We start from the raw sequence: 20,934 nt of genomic DNA, 5'->3' as shown, positions 1-20,934 counted from the left end.
CCGGCGGGCGTCGTCAAGAACGACGAGTTTTTTGGTCCCAGCGAGGTCTACCACGATCAGCTGGCGGTTCGGGTCAAGGCGCCCGACGCCCAGGCGCTAAACGTCAGCTGGCAGGGCTGCGCCGACGCGGGGATATGCTACCCGCCACAAACCCGGCGCGTGGCGCTGGCCGATGTCGCCGCCACGCCCGACGCGGCATCGGGCACATCCGCAGGCGATGCAAATCAGGCCTCAAGCGGCACGCTCGGCGCCGACCAGGCCCTGGCCGACCGCCTGTCACGCACCAACCTCGGCTGGATGCTCGCGGTGTTCTTCGGTCTGGGCTTGCTGATGACCTTTACCCCTTGCGTGCTGCCGATGCTGCCGATTCTCTCCAGCCTGATCGCCGGCAGCGGGGCCAGCCCACGGCGCGGTTTTATCCTTTCGCTGGCCTTTGTGCTGCCGATGGCGCTGACCTATGCCGGAGTGGGCGCGGCGGCGGCGCTGGCCGGCGCCAATCTGCAGGCGACGCTGCAAAACCCCTGGGTGCTCGGCACGTTCGGCCTGATGTTTGCCGTGCTGGCGCTGGCCATGTTCGGGTTTTACGAATTGCAATTGCCGGCAGTGCTGCGCAACCGCCTGAACAACGCCAGCCAGGGCCAGCGCGGCGGCACGGTCGGCGGCGCGGCGACCATGGGCGTACTGTCGGCGCTGCTGGTCGGGCCCTGCATGACCGCACCGCTGGCGGGTGCGCTGCTCTATATCGGCAATACCGGCAATGTGATGACCGGCGGCCTGGCCCTGTTTGCCATGGGGCTGGGCATGGGCGCGCCGCTGGTGCTGGTGGGCACGCTCGGCGCCCGCCTGTTGCCGCGTCCCGGCGACTGGATGAACCGGATCAAGGTTCTGTTCGGTTTTATTATGCTGGGGACCGCGATTGTGTTCGTGTCGCGGGTGTTGCCGGCTGCGCTTACGCTGGGCTTGTGGGGCGCCTGGTTGCTGGCGATTGCGCTGAGCCTGCTGACGCTCGTCAAACAACTCAACTGCGTAAAAAGTCGCCTGGTCTCGCGCTATCTCGCGCTGCTGCTGGGTCTGTGGGGCGGGGCGATGGTGCTCGGCGCGGCCGGCGGCGCAAAAGACCCGCTACAACCGCTGGCCTTCATGACAGCCACCGCCGCGCCCGCGCAGACCGCCGTCGCGAATGATTTCATGGCCCGCTTCGCACCGGTCAAGACCGAACAGGCGCTTGCCGCCCGCGTCGCCGAGGCTGGGCAACGCGGCCAGTGGACGCTGGTGGATTTCTACGCCGACTGGTGCGTATCGTGCAAGACCATCGAGCACGAGGTCTTTGCCGACCCGCGCGTGCAGCAGGCCTTGGCCGACGTGCAGCTGCTGCGTCCCGATGTCACCGCCAACGACGCGGACGACCAGGCGCTGATGCGCGCGCACCAGATTCTCGGCCCGCCGACCCTGCTGCTGATTGGCCCGGACGGCAAGGAACGCCGCGTCGAACGCATCATCGGTGAACTCAGTGCGGACGAATTCCTCGCCCGCCTGGCACAAGCAAGGAAAGGCTGAACATGCTGTCAGTGAATGTGGGTCCCTTCGCACTGTCGAGCAGCGTACTGCTATTACTGGCAGCCGGGCTGGTCGCGGCGGGCGTGGGGCATCTGGTCGGGCGTCGTCACAAAGCGGGCATCGTCAACACCCTGAGCGACATGCTGCTCGCCGGGGTGCTGGTGGCGCGCCTCAGCTTTGTCGCCCTCTGGTTTGACACGTACCGCAGCGCGCCGTGGTCGATGCTCGATATCCGCGATGGTGGGTTTATGGTTTGGCCCGGGGTGGCTACCGCGCTGCTGGTCGCGGTCTGGCGCGGCTGGCGTCAGCCGGCGCTGCGCAAACCGCTGGTTGTGGGGCTGGCGGCAGGGGCGCTGGTGTGGGGCGCGCTGTTCGGTGCGCTGCGCATGACGGAACTGCCGGTGCTGCCGACGCTTTCGTTGACAACGCTTGCCGGCGACCCGATCAAGCTTGCAGCGCTGGCCGACGGCAAACCCATGGTCGTCAATTTGTGGGCGAGCTGGTGCCCGCCGTGCCGGCGCGAAATGCCGGTGCTCGCCGCCGCGCAACAACGCGAAACCGGGGTGAATTTCGTGTTCGTCAACCAGGGCGAAGACGGCGCAACGGCGCAACGCTACCTCAGCGCGGGTCGGCTCGGTCTCGCCAACGTGCTGCTCGATCCCGGCGCCGCCCTCGGTCGCGAAGCTGGCTCGGGCGCGTTGCCCACCACCCTGTTCTACGACGCCAGCGGACAGCTGGTCGATACCCACCTGGGCGAGCTATCGGCTGCTTCGCTGGCGAGCAAATTAAGCCCGTTGCGCGCGTCCGCCGGCGCGTCGGTCCAAGATTGAGACGCGATGAGCAAAAACCCCTGGCATTCATTGCCGCGATGCCGGGCGCGATCCTGCGCGGCTGGCGTGGACTGTCGGCACGCAAACGGACCCTCCTGGCGTTGGCGTTATGGGTGCTGGCATGGCAGGGGGTACTGGGCGGTCTGCGCCTGATGGATAAGCCGGCGCTGTCTGAAATGCAGGTGACGCTGCTGTCCGGCGAATCGACAAACCTCGCTGCGCTGGCCGACGGCAAACCCCTGGTCGTCAATCTGTGGGCGAGCTGGTGCCCGCCGTGCCGGCGCGAAATGCCGGTGCTCGCCGCCGCGCAGCAACGCGAAACCGGGATCAGCTTCGTCTTTGCCAATCAGGGCGAAAACGCGGCGACCGTCCAGCGTTACCTGTCCGCCAGCCAGCTCGATCTGGCGAATGTCCTGCTGGACCGTGACACCACACTCGGTTTCGTGGCCGGCTCGGGAATGTTGCCCATCACCCTGTTTTATGACGCCAGCGGGCAATGGGTCGCTACCCACCTGGGTGCCCTATCGGCAGCTTCGCTGGCGAAAAAATTAAAGCCATTGCGCGCGTATTGATTTTTCGATTTTCAACGTAAAGGAAAGAAACCCCATGATTAAAAAACGATCCCTCCTGTTTGCCGGTTTGTTGACCTTGTTCGGCAGCATGGTCCTGAGCGCGCAGGCCAAAGACTGGCCGGCTCCGATCAAGGCGCTCGAAGCCCAGGGTGTTGAAGTGATCGGCACGTTCAAGGCACCCGGCGGGCTGACCGGCTATGCCGGCATGATCGAGCAACAGCCTCTGGCCATCTACCTGACCGCCGACGGCAAACAGGCGATTGTCGGTTCCATGATCGACGGCAAAGGCAACAACCTCAGCCAGAAACCCCTTGAGCAACTGGTCAGCAAACCGATGACCGACCGCGTCTGGAAGCAGCTTGAGAAAAGCACCTGGATAGGCGATGGCAAAACTACTGCGCCGCGTATCGTCTACACCTTCACCGACCCCAACTGCCCTTACTGCAACAAGTTCTGGAATGACGCCCGGCCCTGGGTCACCTCCGGCAAAGTGCAGTTGCGCCACGTCATGGTCGCCATCCTCGGACCCACCAGCCCCGGCAAAGCGGCAGCCATCCTTGCGGCCAAGGATCCGCAAGCTGCCCTGACGCAACACGAACAAGAGCATGCCAAGGGCGGGACCAAACCGCTGAGCCAGGTCCCCGAAAAAATCCGTGCGCAACTCGACGCCAACCAGAAACTGATGCAGCAACTCGGCGCCTCGGCCACCCCCACCATCTTCTACAAGGACGCCAGCGGCAAGCTGCAAAAAATGCAAGGCGCGCCCTCGGCCGAAATGCTGGGCAAAATCATGGGGCCGCGCTGAGGTTGCGGTGGGCTCGTTGGCCTATCCGGGTCACCGCCAGCTCAGTGTGCACCTTCCGGCGATGTCATTTCATATTGATGTGAGTGAAGTGGAAGGCGGTTCAACTTGACTCAACGCGATGCGACGAATCTCTTCAAAAGAAAAAGTTGAGTGCCGAACCGGATTTTAAATGCCACCCTCCGGTGGCATTTTTTATGTGAATACGTCTACGACCACCCGCTATCCCGTTACGTGAATGGATGAAACAGGTCCGGAAAATCCGGCCAAAAAGGATGCAGAGTACGTCCGGTTATCGGCCAGAGCAGCCTGTCGCTAATCCCCGTAACCCGACACTCGGGAATGTCTGCTTCTTACCGTGCTGAACGAATCCCTCTGACCAGGAGCAGAAGTTCAGGTGATTTGTGGCGAACACCACATGTTTGGTCATAGCCGACTTTTGAGAAGCACGGATTAATTCGTTAGCGTCGTCTTTGATGATTAACGGCTACCGACGAAGGCGGATTAAGCGAGGGTTGCGCAACGCCACCGTAGACTCCGTGTCTCTCGCAGATCAATTTCGGCGGCAGTGTCTGCCGCAAGTCGCACACGCCTTCCCATGGTTCAATGCGTGCAGTCGCCCAAACGCATCATCGGATGCGTCCAACTGCGGTTTCTGGGTTGCTGTTGTAATTTCCCCAAAGGGGAATCATAATGTTTTCCCTGTCAGGGAATAACAAACAAATCCATGCGCATTCTGGGCTTGCCAAAAATAGAAGAATTCAAGCGCAGCCATGCTGATGCGCGGCGTCCGTTGGATGCGTGGCGGCTTGAAGCCGAGTGCGCCAATTGGCAGACGACACAGGACATCAAGCAAAACTATCGCAGCGCGGACTTTCTGGCTGATAACCGGGTGATATTCAACATCAAGGGGAATACCTACCGGCTGGTGGTGCAGGTGCGATACCGAAACGGGCTGGTAGTGGTGGAATGGATCGGCACCCACGCCGAATACAGCAAGAAACGGTTCTGATAAACACGCCCGCGCCTCGGGGAAATCAGGGGTTGGAGAAGCACATGAATATCAAGATCATCAAAAATGCCAAGGACTACGCAGATGCCATGACGCGCCTGTCCGCGTTAATGACGCTCGACCCCGCAGCAGGCAGCGGCAAGGAGGACGAACTCGAACTGCTCGCCCTGGTCATCGCTGATTACGAACACAAGATCGTTCCCCCTGCCGAGCCGGACCCTGTCGAGGCCATCCTGTTCCGCATGGATCAGGCGGGCCTCGGCCGCAAAGACCTGATTTCCTACATCGGTTCCGCTTCCAAAGTCTCGGAAGTCCTGTCTCGCAAACGCCCCCTCTCTTTGGCCATGATCCGCCGCCTGCATGATGGACTGGGCATACCGGCGGATATTTTGATCGGCGGCGATAAACCACAAGAACTTATGAACGCGCCGGACGCTGACTACACCCGCTTTCCCCTGAAGGAAATGCTGGAGCGAGGTTACTTTGGCGACTTCAAGGGCAATGCAGCTCGGCTCAAGGATTATGCCGAAGACCTAATGCGCAGCTTCCTGAAAGAGCTGTCACCTGCGCAAGCCCAGCCCGCTCTACTCCGTGCGCCCCTGCATCAGCGCGGCGAACGGCAGGCTGACGGCGAAGCCCTCCTGGCATGGCGTCTGTGCGTACTCAAGAAGGCGCGCTCCATGGCGCTGGCCCATGACTACGAGAAAGGCATTGTCACCACCCGCTGGCTGAAAGATTTGGCCAAACTTTCCGCCTTCAATGAAGGGCCTCGCCTGGCGCGGGAATACCTGGCCAACGCCGGCATCGCCCTGGTCATCGAACCCCACTTCAAGGGCACCTATCTGGACGGTGCCGCCATGCTCGATCAGGGCCGCCCGATTGTCGCACTCACCCTGCGTCACGACCGGCTGGATAATTTCTGGTTTGCGCTGCTGCACGAATTGGCTCACGTGAGCAAACACCTGGACGACGCCCATCCCTTCTTCGCGGACGATCTGGACAGCCCCGACGAGCAGGACAGAAAGGAAAAGGAGGCGGATGAAATGGCAACCCACGCCCTTATCCCGCCCGACGTTTGGGGCAAGGCCATGGTGCGAGAAAGCTTGTCGCCCAAAGATGCCCAGACCTTCGCACGTCAACTGGGCATCAACCCTGCCATCGTTGCCGGGCGTGTGCGGCACGAAACCGGGAACTACAGGTTGCTTGCACGTATGCTTGGACAAGGCGACCCCAGTCGTTTCCTTGCCTAAAAACAGGATCAAACCATGCTAATCACCCAACTCCTCGACGACCTCAACCGCGACGCCATCATTGACTTGTTCGGCCTCTCCGCCGTCATGGAAGTCGAAGCCGCGCTATCGGAAAAATCCGGCAAACCCTACGTGCAATGCCTTGTGCGCAAGAAAGACGTGCAGGCCAAGCGCGAGGAACTGGTACGGCAACTCTGGCTGCATCGTCTGGCGGGCGAATACAAATACCCCGTCTCCCGCCTCAGCGTCGAATACCCCATCACCTTCGGCCGCGACAGTTCCAAGCGTGCCGACATCGTGGTGTACGACGCCGACCGTCCCACGGTTCCCTACCTCATCGTCGAGGTCAAACAAGGCAAGCTGAAAGATGGCAAGGAACAACTGCGCTCCTACACCCACGCCACCGGCGCGCCGCTGGCCATGTGGTGCAACGGCGTGCAGTCCATCACCTGGCATCGCAAGAACCCCAATTACTTCGTCGAAATCCCCGACGTTCCCAACGCCACCCAGACCATCGACGACATCGCCGGCCAGCCCTGGACGGTGGACACCCTCATCGAGATCGAGAAAAAGCGCGAGGCCGAAGGCAAAGGCGCGCGCAGCCTCAAGCAGTTGATCGAGGACATGGAAGATGAAGTCCTCGCCAATGCTGGTGTGGACGTGTTCGAGGAAGTCTTCAAGCTCATCTTCACCAAGCTCTACGACGAGATGTATTGCTTCCGGGGCCGCCACAAATATCTGCGCTTCCGCAACAGCAACACCGCCGCCCAGCTCAAGGCCAACATACAGGGCTTGTTCGACGACGCCCGCAAGCAATGGCCCGGCGTCTTCGCCGACGACGAAAAAATCAAGCTCGGCCCGGAACACCTGCAAGTCTGCGTCGGCTCGTTGGAAGAATGGAAGCTGTTCAATTCAAACCTGGACGTGGTGGACGAAGCCTTCGAGTATCTGGTCAACAAATCGTCCAAGGGCGAGAAAGGTCAGTACTTCACGCCACGCTGGGTCATCGACATGTGCGTGAAGATGATGAACCCGCACGAATCAGAAACCGTCATCGACACCGCCGCCGGCAGCGCCGGCTTTACCGTCCACGCCATTTTCCACGTCTGGAAACAAATCCTCGAAGACGAGGGAATTCCCGTCTCCCACCTGTTCACCATGGAAGCCAAGCCGCAGCGCTGCACCGACTACGTGCAGGACAAGGTTTTCGCCATCGACTTCGACGAAAAGAGCGTGCGCGTGGCGCGCTGCCTCAACCTTATCGCCGGTGATGGGCAAACCAACGTGCTGCATATGAACACGCTGGATTGGCCCAAATGGGACGAGCGCATCAAACAGGACGAGGACTGGCAGGAAACCTACGGCCCCGGCTGGACCAAGCTCAAGAAGCTGCGGGCGGTGAAGAACGACAACCGCGTCTTCCAGTTCGACGTGCTCATGGCCAACCCGCCCTTCGCCGGCGACATCAAGCAAAGCGACATGCTGTCGCCCTACGAATTAGGCCACAAGGCCAACGGCAAGCTGGAAAGCAAGGTCGGCCGCGACCTGCTGTTCATTGAGCGCAACCTGGATTTTCTGCGCCCCGGCGGGCGCATGGCTGTCGTCTTGCCGCAAGGACGCTTCAACAATTCCAGCGACAAGCGCGTGCGCGAATTCATCGCCGAACGCTGCCGCATCCTCGCCGTGGTCGGCCTCCACCCCAGCACCTTCAAGCCCCACACCGGCACCAAGACCAGCGTGCTGTTCGTGCAGAAGTGGAATGACGACGCCACGGAAACGCGCTACCACTGTCCCAAGGTGGACGACTACCCCATTTTCTTCGCCACCCAGAAGCTGGAATCCAAGGACACCAGCGGCGAGAAGATCATCGCCAAGGATGCCGACGGCAACCTGCTGCGCGACAGCCACGGCCATTGGGTCATCCAGCACGACCTGTTCAACCACGAAGGGCTGACCCAGGACGGCATCGCCGAAGCCTTCGCCGAGTTCGCAGCCAAGGAGCAATTAGGTTTTTTTTGAGTCGCCCCTTTGACGAGGCCCGCTATCGGGGCTTGTTGGAGGGGCTGGAAGTAACCGAACTACCTCTGTCCATCGTTCGCAAGGAAAACGACAAACTACGAATCGACAGCGGCTATTTCTCGAAACCGATGCTGGCCGCAGATCACCAAATCCGAGCTTATCGGGGTGGTTGTGACGAACTCGGTTTGCTCTTCGTGCGTTTCGTCAAAGGCGTATTCGATATCAACGCCGAGTCTTACACCGAGTCGGGCGTGCCGTTCTTACGCATCCTCAACCTTCGCTCTGGAATCATTGATGACGCTAACTTGGCTCTAATCCCAGAGTCGGTGCATGAAGTGGAAAAGAAAACCGAACTGCTGAGGGGGGAAATCGTTCTCTCGAAAACCGCCTATCCCGCTGCGTCTGTCGTGACGCTTGAGCGCTGCAACACCAGCCAGGACACCATCGCCACCTCTCTTTCAGATTACGGAAAGAGCACGTACACACCGGAAGCACTCGTTGCCTACCTCAACAGTAGCCTTGGCAAGCGGTTACTTTGGCGGCAATTCCAAGGCAACGTCCAACTTCACCTCAGCCTTGACGATGGGCGCAAAGTCCCTGTGCCCCGTCTGGGAAGGCGAATCCAAGAAGCGATTACTTCGGCATTTGATGGAGCCAACACCTTCCGGCAACAAGCCTTTGCTGCAAACGAACAAGCCGAACAAAGCCTCCTCCGCGCCCTCGGCCTGGAAAACTGGCAGCCACCGGAGCCCCTGACCTACACCCGCACCAGCCGCGACGCCTTCGCCGCCGGGCGGCTGGACGCGGAGTATTTCGCGCCGCGCGTAGCGGAACTCCTGAACCGTCTGAACAAGGACGGCCTGACTCTTGATGGAGTGGCCCCAGCGCGGCATGAGCGCTTCGTTCCGGGCACGCGCGGCAGCTTCGATTACATAGAAATCGGCGGCGTGCGCGCGGATGGCACCGCTGTTTCGGAATCCGTGCCTCAGCTCGAAGCGCCCAGCCGCGCCACCTGGTTGGTGAAGTCTGGCGATGTCATTACTTCCACTGTGCGCCCCATCCGCCGCCTCTCCGCTCTTATCGCCCCGGAGCAGGATGGCCACGTGTGTTCCTCCGGCTTCGTCGTGTTGCAACCGGCAAGCATTCCGGCGGAAGTGCTGTTGACCTACCTCCGCCTGCCGCCGGTATGCGAGTTACTGGACCTGCACACCAGCGCCAGCCTCTATCCGGCCATCTCGGAACTGGATTTACTGGCGATGCCAATGCCGCGTATCGACGCCGCGACGCAAACCAAAGTAGTGGCAAACGTGCGCGCCGCCCAGGCTAGTCGCCGCCGCGCCGCCGAACTTCTGGAGGCTGCCAAGCGCGCAGTAGAGATTGCCATTGAATCCGACGAAGCAAGCGCACTCGAATTCCTCAACAGAGAGACACCACCACAATGAGCCAACACTTGCTGATACTCGGTGCCGGAGCAGACCGCACGTCCGGCATAGACTTCCCCCTCGCCAATACCTTGCTGGCCGAGGTGACCCGCTATCTCGATGGGCCGGGTAAACCCGTGGATGACGCCTTGCGGGCCATGCTGCCGGGCCTGCGGTTTAGTTTCAATTCGATGATCGCGCGTGCGGTGGACAAGATCGCCACGCGGGAGCCACATGAGCAAAAAGCGATGGTGCAGCGAGTGCAGGAGGCGATTGCAAGCCTGCCGCCGGAAAAGGTGGCTGTGCGCAAGCATGGCGAGCTGATCATTCGGCTGTTCAACAAGCTGGCCTTGATCGCCGAAAACAGCCAGCTTGACGAAGAGACAGAGAACTTGATCCGCGAAGTCTTCCCCAAAGACGCCGATGATCTGATCGACAGCGATTCCATTCTGGACATTCACAAACTGTCCTTATCCGACACCTTCAAGACCGTGCTCAAGCGTACCCTCAAGATGGGTCTGAGTTCCGATCAGCATGAGGTCGCCGCAGCGCTAGGCGCGGACATGCTGAACATCGAAACCCTGCTGATCGAGAAGTTCCTTGGCTTCTACAACGACAAGCCATCGGATATAAAAAACTACCTTTATATTTCCTGGGCCTTATGGGCATTTTTGGTCGCCAGACAAAAAGAAGTGTTGGCTGCTCATGGTGCAAGCCCTTTGCCTTTTTATGGCAAGTTGCCTACCAATGTTCGGGCTATCACGCTTAATTACACGTCATTCCTCCAGCAACGGCTGGGAAGCGATCAAGCGGTGTATTTCCACGGGGGGTTGGCTGAGTACGTGAGGATGGATACGTGAGATTTGCTACCCATAGAAAACATCCTGGACTGCGACCCAGCGACATTCATCCGGGACGTAGTAATGCCAAATGTTGATGTTAGTCACCAAGACTTGCTCCAGCAAAAGCACGTTATTCCTGCGCTGGTGCCACCATTGCGGTTAAAGCCCATCCTTTCGCATCGCTACATCGACTTATGGAGCCAAGCTTCTGATTGGGTGAAAGAAGCGCAACGAATCGTGGTGGTTGGTTATTCGTTCAACAACGCCGACGAGCATTTCAACGACATTCTGCGCGTTCACTCGGATCGCCATGTGGACATCGTTTCGCCAGGAGCGACGAATCCTGCCTTCTTGCAGCGGATGGAGAAAGTATTCGGGACTGCGGCAAGTCAGTACAACAAAGTTACAGTGCAGGGACTGGATTGTCGGCAGGCGAAAAAAATCAGGCTGATCGCTGCGAGAGCGGACGAGGTTGACCTTGAAAAACTCTTTTCTGGAGCCTGAGAGTTTGCAGTATCTGAACATCCGTTCCATCTCTTGAAACAGGCAGTCTTCGTGACTGTTTGATCGTCTTTTCCTGGCTGGTTCGCTAATTCTGCGCAAGTCCTTCAAGCAGACTTTCGAGGGCTGTCAGTAGCCGTGCGCGGGTGACCGAAATGGCCGAGGAACGGACCGTCGCAGCGTCCGACATCAAGGCCGGTTCTGGCCGGTTAGAGTCCTGGCGAAATGCGATACGCCTCCCTTAATACCCGCGCCGCCGTCACCATATTTGCCAGCGCCGCTTCCGTCTCAGCCCAGCCGCGCGTTTTCAGGCCGCAGTCCGGATTGACCCAGAGATTGCGCGGCGGGATGACCTGCGCGGCTTTTTCCAGCAGCCGCGTCATGTCATCTGCTGACGGCACGCGTGGGCTATGAATGTCGTACACACCGGGGCCGATTTCGTTGGGATAGTTGAAATCGCCGAAGCCGCGTAGCAGTTCCATATCCGAGCGGCTGGTTTCGATGGTGATGACGTCGGCGTCCATCGCCGCGATGGCGGGCAGGATGTCGTTGAATTCCGAATAGCACATGTGGGTGTGGATTTGCGTCGCGTCCGCCACCCCGGATGCGCTGATGCGGAACGCGCGGCTCGCCCAGTCGAGGTAGGTGGGCCAGTCGGCTTTTCTGAGCGGCAGACCTTCGCGATACGCCGGCTCGTCGATCTGGATAATGCCGATGCCGGCGGCTTCGAGATCGACCACTTCGTCGCGGATCGCCAGCGCAATCTGCAGCGCGGTGGTCGAACGCGGCTGGTCGTCGCGCACGAAGGACCATTGCAGGATCGTCACCGGACCGGTGAGCATGCCCTTCATCGGCCGCACGGTGAGCGATTGCGCGTAGGTCGTCCAGCCCACCGTCATCGGGCCGGGGCGCGACACGTCGCCATAAATGATCGGTGGCTTGACGCAGCGGCTGCCGTAGCTCTGCACCCAGCCGTTTTGTGAGAATGCAAAGCCGGCCAGCTGTTCGCCGAAGTATTCGACCATGTCGTTGCGCTCGGCTTCACCATGCACCAGCACATCCAGCCCCAGAGCCTCCTGTTTGGCGACCGCGTGGGCGATTTCGCGCCGCATCGCGGCGGTGTAGTCGGCCTCGTCGAGCCCACCTTTTTTGAAGCGCGCGCGGGCGCTGCGAATCTCGGGCGTCTGCGGGAATGAGCCGATGGTGGTGGTGGGGAAAGCGGGCAGATTGAAACGCGCGCGCTGCACGGTCTGGCGGATCGCGAGGGCGCTGTTGCGGGTGTCGTGCGTCGCTGTCAGCGCGGCCAGCCGCACGGATACGGCCGCATCGTGCACCCGATTCGACGTGCGGCGCGAGGCCAGCGCGGCGGCATTGTCGGCCAGCTTTGCGGCGACTGCCTGACGGCCCCCGTTGAATACGGCTTTGAGCGTGGCCAGTTCGTCCAGCTTCTCGTCGGCGAACGCCAGCCAGCTGCTGATTTCGGGATCGAGCGCGGTCTCGGCGGCGAGGCTCACCGGCACGTGCGCGAGCGAGCACGACGGCGCCAGCCACAACCGGTTGCCGAGGCGTTGATGCAGGCCGTCGAAACGCCCGAGCACGGCAGCCAGATCGGTCTTCCAGATGTTGCGGCCGTCGATCACGCCCGCCGACAGGATTTTGGTGGCGGACAGCCAGTCGATCACCTGCGCCAGTTCGTCGCCGCCACGCACGCAATCGACATGCACGCCGGCCACCGGCAGCTTCAGCGCCATCAACAGGTTCTCGCGCAGCGGGCCAAAATAGCTGGCGAGCAGCAGCTTGACCCCCGCCGTGTTCAGATGATGGTAGGCACGCTCGAACGCCGTCCGCCAGTTGCCCGGCAGGTCGAGGGCGAGAACCGGCTCGTCGACCTGCACCCATTCCACTCCCTGCGCTTTCAGCCGCGCCAGAATCTGCGCGTAGACCGGCAGCAGGCGGTCGAGCAGGTCGAGGCGGTTGAAGTCATTCCCCTTTTCCTTGGCCAGATGCAAAAACGTGAGCGGGCCGATCAGCACCGGCTTCGGATTGAACCCCGCGGTTTGTGCTTCGGCGACCTCGTCGAACAGCCATTCCGCACCCAGCGAAAACGGCGTATCGGGTTTGAGTTCGGGGACGAGATAGTGGTAGTTGGTGTCGAACCACTTGGTCATTTCCATCGCATGGCAGGCGTCATTGCCGCGCGCCAGCTGAAAATATTCCGGCAGGCTGATCTTCTCGCCGAAGCCGAAGCGCGCAGGCGCGCAACCCAGCAGCGCGACGTGATTCAGCATCGGGTCGTAAAACGCGAAATCGCCCACGCTGACAAAATCCAGCCCGGCTTCGTGCTGGCGCCGCCAGTTGGCCTGGCGGATGCCGCTTGCCACCGCCCGCAACGCCGCCTCGTCGATTTCGCCGCGCCAGAAAGCCTCCTGTGCGAATTTCAGTTCGCGGTTCGGGCCGATGCGCGGAACCCCCAATACGTGTGTCAGTGCCATGTGCTGCTCCAAAAAAAGAAAAAAACTTGAACCACAGAGGCACAGAGACACAGAGAAACCCTTTTAAACAAACGCATCACGAGTCTGGCCATTATTTGATTGGATCGCGCAGTCGCCGTCATGTCCTGTTTTTCCTCTGTGTCTCTGTGTCTCTGTGCCTCTGTGGTGAAGAATTTCGTATGCAAAGTGCATGGACGTCATGATGCCGACGCGCGTAACATGAAACAAACGAATATTTCTCATTGCTTACATGAACAATACTCATATCGAACTGCGTCACCTGCGGCTGCTGCAGGCGGTGGCGGAAGCCGGCGGGCTGACCGCCGCCGCCGAGCGCCTGCATCTCACGCAATCGGCGGTATCGCATCAATTAAAGTCGCTGGAAGCGGCGCTTGGGCTGCCGCTGGTCGAGCGTGCCGCGCGTCCGGCACAGCTGACCGCCGCCGGGCGGCGGCTGCTGGCGCTGGCGCACGCCGCGCTGCCGCAGGTGGATGCCGCGCTGCGCGATCTGGCCAAGCTGAAAGACGGCGACGCAGGAGAACTGCGCATTGCGGTGGAATGCCACACCTGCTACGACTGGCTGATGCCGGCGATGGACAGCTACCGCGACGTCTGGCCGGGGGTGGAACTCGACCTGCTGGGCGGCTTCCAGGCCGACCCCATCGCCCTGCTGCTGGAGCAGCAGGCCGACCTGGTGGTGACCTCCGACCCCACGCCGCGCGGGGGGGTGACGTATGCGCCGCTGTTCGGCTTCGAGATGCTGGCGCTGCTGCCGCCCGGCCATACGCTTGCCACAAAAAAATGGCTGCTACCGCGCGACTTTGCCGAGCACACGCTCATCACCTACCCGGTGCCGGAAGACCGCCTCGATCTGGTGCGGCGCGTGCTCGCCCCCGCCGGGGTGAAACCGCCGCGTCGCGAAGCGCAACTGACCGTCGCCATCCTGCAGCTCGTCGCCAGCCGTCGCGGCCTGGCCGCGCTGCCCGCGTGGGCGGTCGCGCCCTATCTCGAACGCGGCTACGTCGTCGCCCGCCCGATCGGCAAGCACGGCCTGTGGGCGGAGTTACATGTCGCAGTGCGCTCAGCCGACGCCGGCCGCGCCTACCTTGCCGATTTCATCGACACCGTGCGGCGCGACAGCTTTGCCCGTCTGCCAGGCTTGCGCCCGGCTATCATTCAGCCATGAAACCCCGCCTCAGCTTTCGCCTCATCCTCGGTGATGACATCGCGCTGGGCCCCGGCAAGGTCCAACTGCTCGAAGCCATCCGCGACACCGGCTCCATTGCTGCTGCCGGTCGCGCCATGGGCATGAGCTACAAGCGCGCCTGGCACCTGGTCGACACCATGAACCGCTGCTTCAAGAGCCCGCTAGTGGAAGCCAGCAAGGGCGGCGCCCACGGCGGCGGCGCGCAGCTGACCCCGCTGGCCCTGGAGGTCATTGCCCTGTATCACCGCCTGGAAGCCCGTGCGCACAAGGCGGCCGATGCAGAGATGACCAAGCTGAGCCGGCATCTGGCGACGCATGCCGGTCCGTCCTGAGTTCCACCTCCTTGCCTCGACCCACCGAGCGCTGATCCAGCGTCATTGATCGTCGCCAGATGGATGTCCTGCTGCTGCCGCTGCTGGTGGCCCGCGTGGGCGCCGCCCATGCCGTGCCGCTGCTGACCGTTGCACAGTTGATCTGCAACCTGGCGCGGGCGGGGTTCGGTTTCCCGCAGATCCGCTGTAGAAGCCGGTGGCGTGGTTTCTGCTGGGCGCGCTGCCGGACGGCGTGGCGGGGCTGCTGGTCGCGATCGCGCTGTATATGTTGCTGCATGGCTGAACCGTCGAGAAAGCCAAAGGCTTACACTATTTTCAATCGATATGACATCATGGATATAACGACAACCAGCAAGACACCGCCATGATCCGCCTCCGCCCCTTTCTATTTGCCACGCTGATGCTGTTAAGCGGGCACGCCGCGGCCGGTAAATTCACCGTCGCCGCCGCCGCCGACCTCAAGTTCGCGATGGATGAAATCATCGCCCACTACAAGCAGGACCATCCCGCTGACACGCCGCAGGTGATCTACGGTTCGTCCGGCAAGTTTCACACGCAGATCCAGCAGAACGCGCCCTACGACCTCTATTTCTCGGCCGACATCGCCTACCCCAGACAGCTGCAAGTGGCAGGATTCGCGTCCTCCCCGGTCAAACCCTACGCGTTCGGCCGCATTGTGCTGTGGAGCGCGTCGATCGATGCCAGCAAGCTCAACCTGTCCAGCCTGGCCGACCCGGCGATCAAGCGGGTGGCGATCGCCAATCCGCGCCACGCGCCCTACGGCAAGCGCGCCGAGGAGGCGCTGCGCGCGACGGGCCTGTGGGACAAGGTGGCGCCCAAGCTGGTGTACGGCGAAAACATCGCGCACACCGCGCAGTTCGTGCAGACCGGCAATGCGCAGGTCGGCATCATCGCACTGGCGCTGGCGCTCAATCCCGCCCTGTCCAGGGAAGGCAAATACTGGCTGATTCCCGACACCCTGCACGCGCCGCTGGAACAGGGATTCATCGTGACCGCGCGCGCGCGGGACAACGCTGGCGCCAAGCGTTTCGCCGACTACATGGGCAGCGCCGCCGCCCGCGCGGTGATGGTGAAATACGGCTTCGCCCTGCCGGGCGAAGCCGGCAAGCAAGGCGCACACCCATGAAGCTGTCTCCCGGCGACTGGCAGGCGGTCGTTCTCACGCTCGAACTGGCCGGCGTCGTCACGCTGATCCTGTTCATGCTGGGCACGCCGATCGCCTGGTGGCTGGCACGCACGCAGTCGAAATGGAAGGCGCCGATCGGTGCGGTGGTGGCGCTGCCGCTGGTGCTGCCGCCTTCCGTGCTGGGGTTTTATCTGCTGCTGGCGATGGGGCCGAACGGCTGGGTGGGCCAGCTCACCCAATCCATGGGCATCGGCTTGTTGCCGTTCACCTTCTGGGGGCTGGTGGTGGGGTCGGTGTTTTATTCGCTGCCCTTCATGGTGCAGCCGCTGCAAACCGCGTTCGAAGCGCTCGGCGAGCGCACGCTGGAAGCGGCCGCCACGCTGCGCGCCTCGCCGCTCGATCGATTTTTCAGCGTGGCGACGCCGATCGCCCGGCCCGGCTTCATGACCGCGGGCATCCTCAGCTTCGCCCACACCGTGGGCGAGTTCGGCGTGGTGCTGATGATAGGCGGCAACATTCCGGGCGAAACGCGGGTGGCGTCGGTGCAGATTTTCGATCACGTCGAGGCGCTGCAATACGGCGAAGCGCACCATCTGGCGGCGGTGCTGCTGGTGTTTTCCTTCCTCGTGCTGCTGGCGCTCTACACCTGGCGGCCGAAGGCGCTGCGTCTATGAACACGCCAAACCCCAATCAAATCGCAGCGCGTTTTCGCGTTGTGCGCGAAAACTTCACGCTCGATGTCGACCTGCATCTGCCGGACCGCGGCATCACCGCGCTGTTCGGCCCCTCGGGCTGCGGCAAGACCACCCTGCTGCGCGCCATCGCCGGCCTCGAGCGCGCGCCGGGTGGCCGCCTCGTCGTCTCCGGCGAGCCCTGGCAGGACGCGCGCGTTTTCGTCCCCCCGCATCGCCGCGCACTCGGATACGTGTTTCAGGAAACGAGCCTGTTTCCGCATCTGTCGGTGCGCCGCAATCTGGAATACGGTATGAAACGCGTGCCGGAAAACGAACGCACGCTGCACTGGGACGAAGTGATCGACTGGCTCGGGCTGACACCGCTGATCAGGCAGCAGCCGCATCAACTGTCCGGCGGCCAGCGCCAGCGCGTCGCCGTCGGCCGCGCCCTGCTGTCGAGCCCGCGCCTGCTGCTGATGGACGAGCCGCTGGCGGCGCTAGACGCAGGCGCGCGCGCCGAGATTCTGCCGTATCTCGACCAGCTGCATCAAAAGCTGTCGATCCCTGTGCTCTATGTCAGCCACTCGGCGGAAGAAGTCGCGTGGCTGGCCGACCATCTGGTGTGCCTGGAAGCCGGGCGCGTTGTGTGGCAGGGCAAAGCCGCAGACGGGCTGACGCGCCTTGGCGTAACAGCAGAACATAGCGCTCGTGTCGTCGCACAGGAAGAGGGCTGGACAGTGCTCGACATCGAAGGGCAGACACTGCGCCTGCCATGGCTTGAAGCGAAACCGGGTGATTCGCTGCGGCTGCGCTTCGAGAAAAACGCCTGATCGCCCTTACAACTCGGAAAACAGATACACCAGCAGCGCGAGACCGAGCACAACGACTGACAGATTCATCGCAATCCCCCCCCAGGTGCAGTAGCGCGCGGGGATTTCAACCGGCTTCAGCGTTTTCAGCACGTGCCGGAACTGCACGATGGAAAAGCCGATGACGACTAGCGCCAGCATGATGAAGGCGATGCCGATCCAGAACGACAGATCGCGTCCGGCGTGGCCCGGATCCTGGCGCAACACATGCAGAAACAGGCCGAAGCGCTCGAGCACGAAGCCGAACGCCATGAGGGTAAGACCGGTGCGGTTCCACGCCATCAGCGTGCGTTCGGCAGCGAAAAAGACGCGCGGATCGTTGAGGTCGGACATGCTTAAACTTGCTCCACTTCAGCCGGCAGCGCGTTTTTCAGCGTCTGCGCCAGGCGGTCGAAGGTTTCGGGGAACGGCGCCCGCTTGCGCCACACCAGCGCGATGGTGCGGCCCGGCGGGGGCGATTTGAAGGGGCGGATTTCAACTGCCTTTTTATTGACGCGCGGTGCGGCATCCACCGCCAGCGCCGGCAGCAGCGTCAAACCCAATCCCATTGCGACCATCTGACGCAGGGTTTCCAGGCTGGTGGCGCGCACCTCCTCACGGCCGCGGGAGCCGGTGCCGCAGACATCGAGCGCCTGGTCGCGCAGGCAATGCCCTTCATCGAGCAGCAGCAGCTTCTCCGCCATGATGTCCGACACCTTCAGCACCTCGCGCTTGGCGAGCGGATGCCCGGCGGGCAGTGCTGCAAAAAACGGCTCGTAGAACAGCGGCTCGACGCGCAGGCTGTCGTCAGTCACCGGCAGTGCCAACAGGCCTGCATCCAGTTTTCCGTCTGCCAGATGCCCGAGGATCTGCGGCGTCATTTCCTCGCGCAGCAACAGGCGCAGGTCGGGATGCTTTTTGTGCACCAGCGTCAGTGCGTGCGGCAGGTAATACGGGCCCAGCGTGGGGATGACGCCGAGGTGAATCGTGCGTGCCATCGGATCCTGCGCGTGTTTGGCGACCTCGCGGATGCGCTCGGCTTCCTCGACGATGTTGCGTGCCGCCTGCAGGATCTCGCGGCCGATCGGCGTCGCGCTGACGCGTTTCAGGCTGCGATCGAATAGCGTCACGCCAAGAAAACCCTCCAGCTTCTTGATCTGGGTGGAAAGCGTCGACTGCGTGATGAAGCAGGCCTCGGCCGCGCGGCCGAAGTGGCCGTGATCGGCGAGTGCCACCAGATATTTAAGCTCTTGCAGGGTCATGCCAGACCATTCGATTTTATCAATTGATTAATTATATACTATTCATTGGATAAATATTAATACAAGGCCTCTAATAGAGCCACTCCGCTGTGGAGTCGAATACTCAATTACCGATAGGAGAGCGTCATGTCAGAAAGCAAATGCCCGTTTGTTCACAAAGCCGGGAGTGGTACGTCGAACCGGGATTGGTGGCCGAACCAGCTGCAAATTGAAATCCTGCACCAGCATTCCCCGCAGGCCAGCCCGATGGGAGAAGACTTCAACTACGCCGAGGCATTCAAAACCCTCGACCTCGCAGCCGTGAAGCAAGACCTCGAAGCCCTGATGACCGACTCGCAGGACTGGTGGCCGGCGGATTACGGCCACTACGGCCCGTTTTTCATTCGCATGGCCTGGCACAGCGCCGGCACTTACCGTACCGGCGACGGCCGGGGCGGCGCGGGGCATGGTAACCAGCGTTTTGCACCGTTGAACAGCTGGCCCGATAACGTCAACCTCGACAAGGCGCGCAGGCTGCTGTGGCCGATCAAACAGAAGTACGGCAAGAAAATCTCCTGGGCCGACCTCATCATCCTCACCGGCAACGTCGCGATGGAATCGATGGGCTTCAAGACCTTCGGCTTCGCCGGCGGACGCGATGACATCTGGGCGCCGGAGATCGACGTCTACTGGGGCAACGAGAAGAAATGGCTCGACGACAAGGCCCGCTTTTCCGGTGATCGCGAGCTCGAGAACCCGCTCGCAGCAGTGCAAATGGGGCTGATTTATGTGAATCCGGAAGGCCCCGGCGGCCAACCCGATACGCTCGAATCCGGCCGCCTGGTGCGCGAAACCTTCGCGCGCATGGCGATGAACGACGAAGAGACGGTTGCGCTCACCTGCGGCGGGCACACCTTCGGCAAATGCCACGGCGCCGGCGATGCGGCGCTGGTTGGTGCAGCACCCGAGGCCGTCGGACTCGCCGAGCAGGGCCTGGGCTGGAAGAGCAGCTATGGCACGGGCAAGGGCGGTGATCAGATCGGCAGCGGCCTCGAAGGTTCGTGGACGCCGACGCCAACGAAGTGGGACATGAGCTATCTGGATGTGCTGTTCGGCAACGACTGGGTGAACTCCAAGAGCCCGTCGGGCGCCCATCAGTGGACACCGAAAGCAGCCAACGACAGCAACACGGCTCCGGCCGCGCACGATGCCTCGAAAAAGGTGCCGATCATCATGACCGAAGCGGACATGGCAATGCGCATGGATCCGATTTACGAGCCGATCGCACGGCGCTTCCACCAGAACCCGGCAGAATTTGCCGACGCCTTCGCGCGCGCCTGGTTCAAGCTGACGCACCGCGACATGGGCCCGCGTTCGCGCTACCTCGGCCCCGAAGTGCCTGCCGAAGCGCTGATCTGGCAAGACCCCATCCCCGCCGTCGATCATGCCTTGATCGACGACCAGGACGCCGCCGCCCTCAAGGGCAAGGTGCTGGCGTCCGGGCTAAGCGTTTCGGAGCTGGTCTCAACCGCCTGGGCCTCGGCGTCCACGTTCCGCGGTTCCGACAAGCGCGGCGGCGCGAACGGCGCACGCATTCGTCTCGCACCGCAGAAGGACTGGGAAGCCAACCAGCCCGAGCAACTGGCCAAAGTGCTTGGCAAGCTTGAAGGCATCCAGCGCGAGTTCAACAGCGGCGGCAAGAAAGTCTCGATGGCCGATCTGATCGTACTGGCGGGTTGCGCCGGGGTTGAGCAGGCCGCCAAGCATGCCGGCCACGCCGTGACGGTGCCCTTCACGCCCGGCCGCATGGACGCCTCGCAGGAACAGACCGACGTCGACGCTTTCGCCGTGCTGGAACCGATCGCCGATGGCTTCCGCAACTACCAGAAGACCAAGTATTCCGTCTCGGCCGAGGAACTGCTGCTCGACCGCGCGCAGTTGCTGACGCTCTCCGCGCCCGAGATGACGGTGCTGGTGGGCGGCATGCGCGTCCTGAACGCCAACGTCGGACAGTCCCAGCAGGGTGTCTTCACCCAGCGGCCGGGGGTGCTCACCAACGACTTCTTCGTCAACCTGCTCGACATGAGTACGAACTGGAAGCCGGTGTCGGACGCTGAAGAGGTGTTTGAAGGGTCTGATCGCGCAACGGGTGAACGCAAGTGGACCGGCACCCGCGTCGATCTGGTC

At 61.9% G+C, this 20,934-nt stretch carries 20 protein-coding genes; 17 read left to right on the top strand and 3 right to left on the bottom strand.

The window, feature by feature from the left end; all coding sequences use genetic code 11:
• The 10 genes from dsbD to ABW22_RS06695 all read left to right on the top strand — a co-directional run.
• The coding region (gene dsbD / locus ABW22_RS06740) for a protein-disulfide reductase DsbD (protein WP_059753661.1) at positions 1-1,557 on the top strand (1,557 nt) is incomplete at its 5' end.
• Between the two features lie 2 nt (positions 1,558-1,559).
• Positions 1,560-2,387, top strand: coding sequence for a TlpA disulfide reductase family protein (locus ABW22_RS06735; RefSeq protein WP_059753658.1), 828 nt, complete (start codon positions 1,560-1,562; stop codon positions 2,385-2,387).
• Positions 2,384-2,959 (top strand): TlpA family protein disulfide reductase, encoded by a 576-nt coding sequence (locus ABW22_RS06730; protein WP_237763256.1) that lies wholly within the window; start codon positions 2,384-2,386, stop codon positions 2,957-2,959. The genes ABW22_RS06735 and ABW22_RS06730 overlap by 4 nt, the downstream gene beginning before the upstream one ends.
• 34 nt (positions 2,960-2,993) lie before the next feature.
• On the top strand, positions 2,994-3,764 hold the full coding sequence (gene dsbG / locus ABW22_RS06725) for a thiol:disulfide interchange protein DsbG (protein WP_059753651.1): 771 nt from the start codon (positions 2,994-2,996) through the stop codon (positions 3,762-3,764).
• 724 nt (positions 3,765-4,488) lie between these two features.
• On the top strand, positions 4,489-4,773 hold the full coding sequence (locus ABW22_RS06720) for a type II toxin-antitoxin system HigB family toxin (protein ID WP_059753648.1): 285 nt from the start codon (positions 4,489-4,491) through the stop codon (positions 4,771-4,773).
• Positions 4,774-4,817: 44 nt separating this feature from the next.
• On the top strand, positions 4,818-6,023 hold the full coding sequence (locus tag ABW22_RS06715) for an ImmA/IrrE family metallo-endopeptidase (RefSeq protein ID WP_059753749.1): 1,206 nt from the start codon (positions 4,818-4,820) through the stop codon (positions 6,021-6,023).
• Between the two features lie 15 nt (positions 6,024-6,038).
• Positions 6,039-8,042: an N-6 DNA methylase gene (locus ABW22_RS06710; RefSeq protein WP_059753644.1), complete on the top strand. Its 2,004-nt coding sequence runs from the start codon at positions 6,039-6,041 to the stop codon at positions 8,040-8,042.
• Positions 8,039-9,484 carry a hypothetical protein gene (locus ABW22_RS06705; RefSeq protein WP_059753641.1) on the top strand — a complete coding sequence of 482 codons (1,446 nt, stop codon included), beginning with the start codon at positions 8,039-8,041 and terminating at the stop codon, positions 9,482-9,484. Before ABW22_RS06710 ends, ABW22_RS06705 begins: the two co-directional genes overlap by 4 nt.
• Positions 9,485-9,492: 8 nt before the next feature.
• On the top strand, positions 9,493-10,323 hold the full coding sequence (locus ABW22_RS06700; protein ID WP_157648573.1) for a hypothetical protein: 831 nt from the start codon (positions 9,493-9,495) through the stop codon (positions 10,321-10,323).
• 63 nt (positions 10,324-10,386) lie between these two features.
• A complete protein-coding gene (locus tag ABW22_RS06695) occupies positions 10,387-10,809 on the top strand; it encodes a hypothetical protein (RefSeq protein WP_157648572.1) in 423 nt (140 codons plus the stop codon).
• 206 nt (positions 10,810-11,015) lie between these two features.
• Here the strand turns inward: ABW22_RS06695 and metE are convergent, their stop codons facing one another.
• Complete coding sequence (metE, locus tag ABW22_RS06690) at positions 11,016-13,298, bottom strand: 5-methyltetrahydropteroyltriglutamate--homocysteine S-methyltransferase (RefSeq protein WP_059753631.1); 2,283 nt, start codon at positions 13,296-13,298, stop codon at positions 11,016-11,018.
• A gap of 250 nt (positions 13,299-13,548) precedes the next feature.
• Here metE and ABW22_RS06685 point away from each other — a divergent pair, with 250 nt between their 5' ends.
• From ABW22_RS06685 to modC, 6 genes are read left to right on the top strand one after another with little or no spacing between them, the layout of a single operon-like run.
• Complete coding sequence (locus tag ABW22_RS06685; protein ID WP_059753627.1) at positions 13,549-14,484, top strand: LysR family transcriptional regulator; 936 nt, start codon at positions 13,549-13,551, stop codon at positions 14,482-14,484.
• Entirely contained in the window at positions 14,481-14,837 is a 357-nt protein-coding gene (locus ABW22_RS06680; protein ID WP_059753623.1) for a winged helix-turn-helix domain-containing protein, read from the top strand. Before ABW22_RS06685 ends, ABW22_RS06680 begins: the two co-directional genes overlap by 4 nt.
• 59 nt (positions 14,838-14,896) lie before the next feature.
• Positions 14,897-15,205, top strand: a complete 309-nt coding sequence (locus ABW22_RS17735; protein WP_193393285.1) for a hypothetical protein — start codon at positions 14,897-14,899, stop codon at positions 15,203-15,205.
• Positions 15,202-15,984: a molybdate ABC transporter substrate-binding protein gene (gene modA, locus ABW22_RS06675; protein ID WP_059753619.1), complete on the top strand. Its 783-nt coding sequence runs from the start codon at positions 15,202-15,204 to the stop codon at positions 15,982-15,984. Before ABW22_RS17735 ends, modA begins: the two co-directional genes overlap by 4 nt.
• Complete coding sequence (modB, locus tag ABW22_RS06670) at positions 15,981-16,658, top strand: molybdate ABC transporter permease subunit (RefSeq protein ID WP_059753615.1); 678 nt, start codon at positions 15,981-15,983, stop codon at positions 16,656-16,658. The genes modA and modB overlap by 4 nt, the downstream gene beginning before the upstream one ends.
• Positions 16,655-17,488 (top strand): molybdenum ABC transporter ATP-binding protein, encoded by an 834-nt coding sequence (gene modC, locus ABW22_RS06665; protein WP_082708597.1) that lies wholly within the window; start codon positions 16,655-16,657, stop codon positions 17,486-17,488. The genes modB and modC overlap by 4 nt, the downstream gene beginning before the upstream one ends.
• Before the next feature lie 6 nt (positions 17,489-17,494).
• Here the strand turns inward: modC and ABW22_RS06660 are convergent, their stop codons facing one another.
• Together ABW22_RS06660 and ABW22_RS06655 are read right to left on the bottom strand one after the other, a co-directional pair.
• Complete coding sequence (locus tag ABW22_RS06660; protein WP_059753612.1) at positions 17,495-17,860, bottom strand: YidH family protein; 366 nt, start codon at positions 17,858-17,860, stop codon at positions 17,495-17,497.
• Between the two features lie 2 nt (positions 17,861-17,862).
• A complete protein-coding gene (locus ABW22_RS06655) occupies positions 17,863-18,768 on the bottom strand; it encodes a hydrogen peroxide-inducible genes activator (RefSeq protein ID WP_059753609.1) in 906 nt (301 codons plus the stop codon).
• Between the two features lie 126 nt (positions 18,769-18,894).
• On the opposite strand from ABW22_RS06655, the gene katG reads away from it, so the two are divergent.
• A partial coding sequence (katG, locus tag ABW22_RS06650; protein WP_059753606.1) for a catalase/peroxidase HPI occupies positions 18,895-20,934 on the top strand: 2,040 nt, incomplete at its 3' end.

It is taken from the genome of Thiobacillus denitrificans, assembly GCF_001530125.1.
Taxonomy (GTDB): domain Bacteria; phylum Pseudomonadota; class Gammaproteobacteria; order Burkholderiales; family Thiobacillaceae; genus Thiobacillus; species Thiobacillus denitrificans_C.
This window is presented reverse-complemented; position numbering and strand designations above follow the sequence as displayed.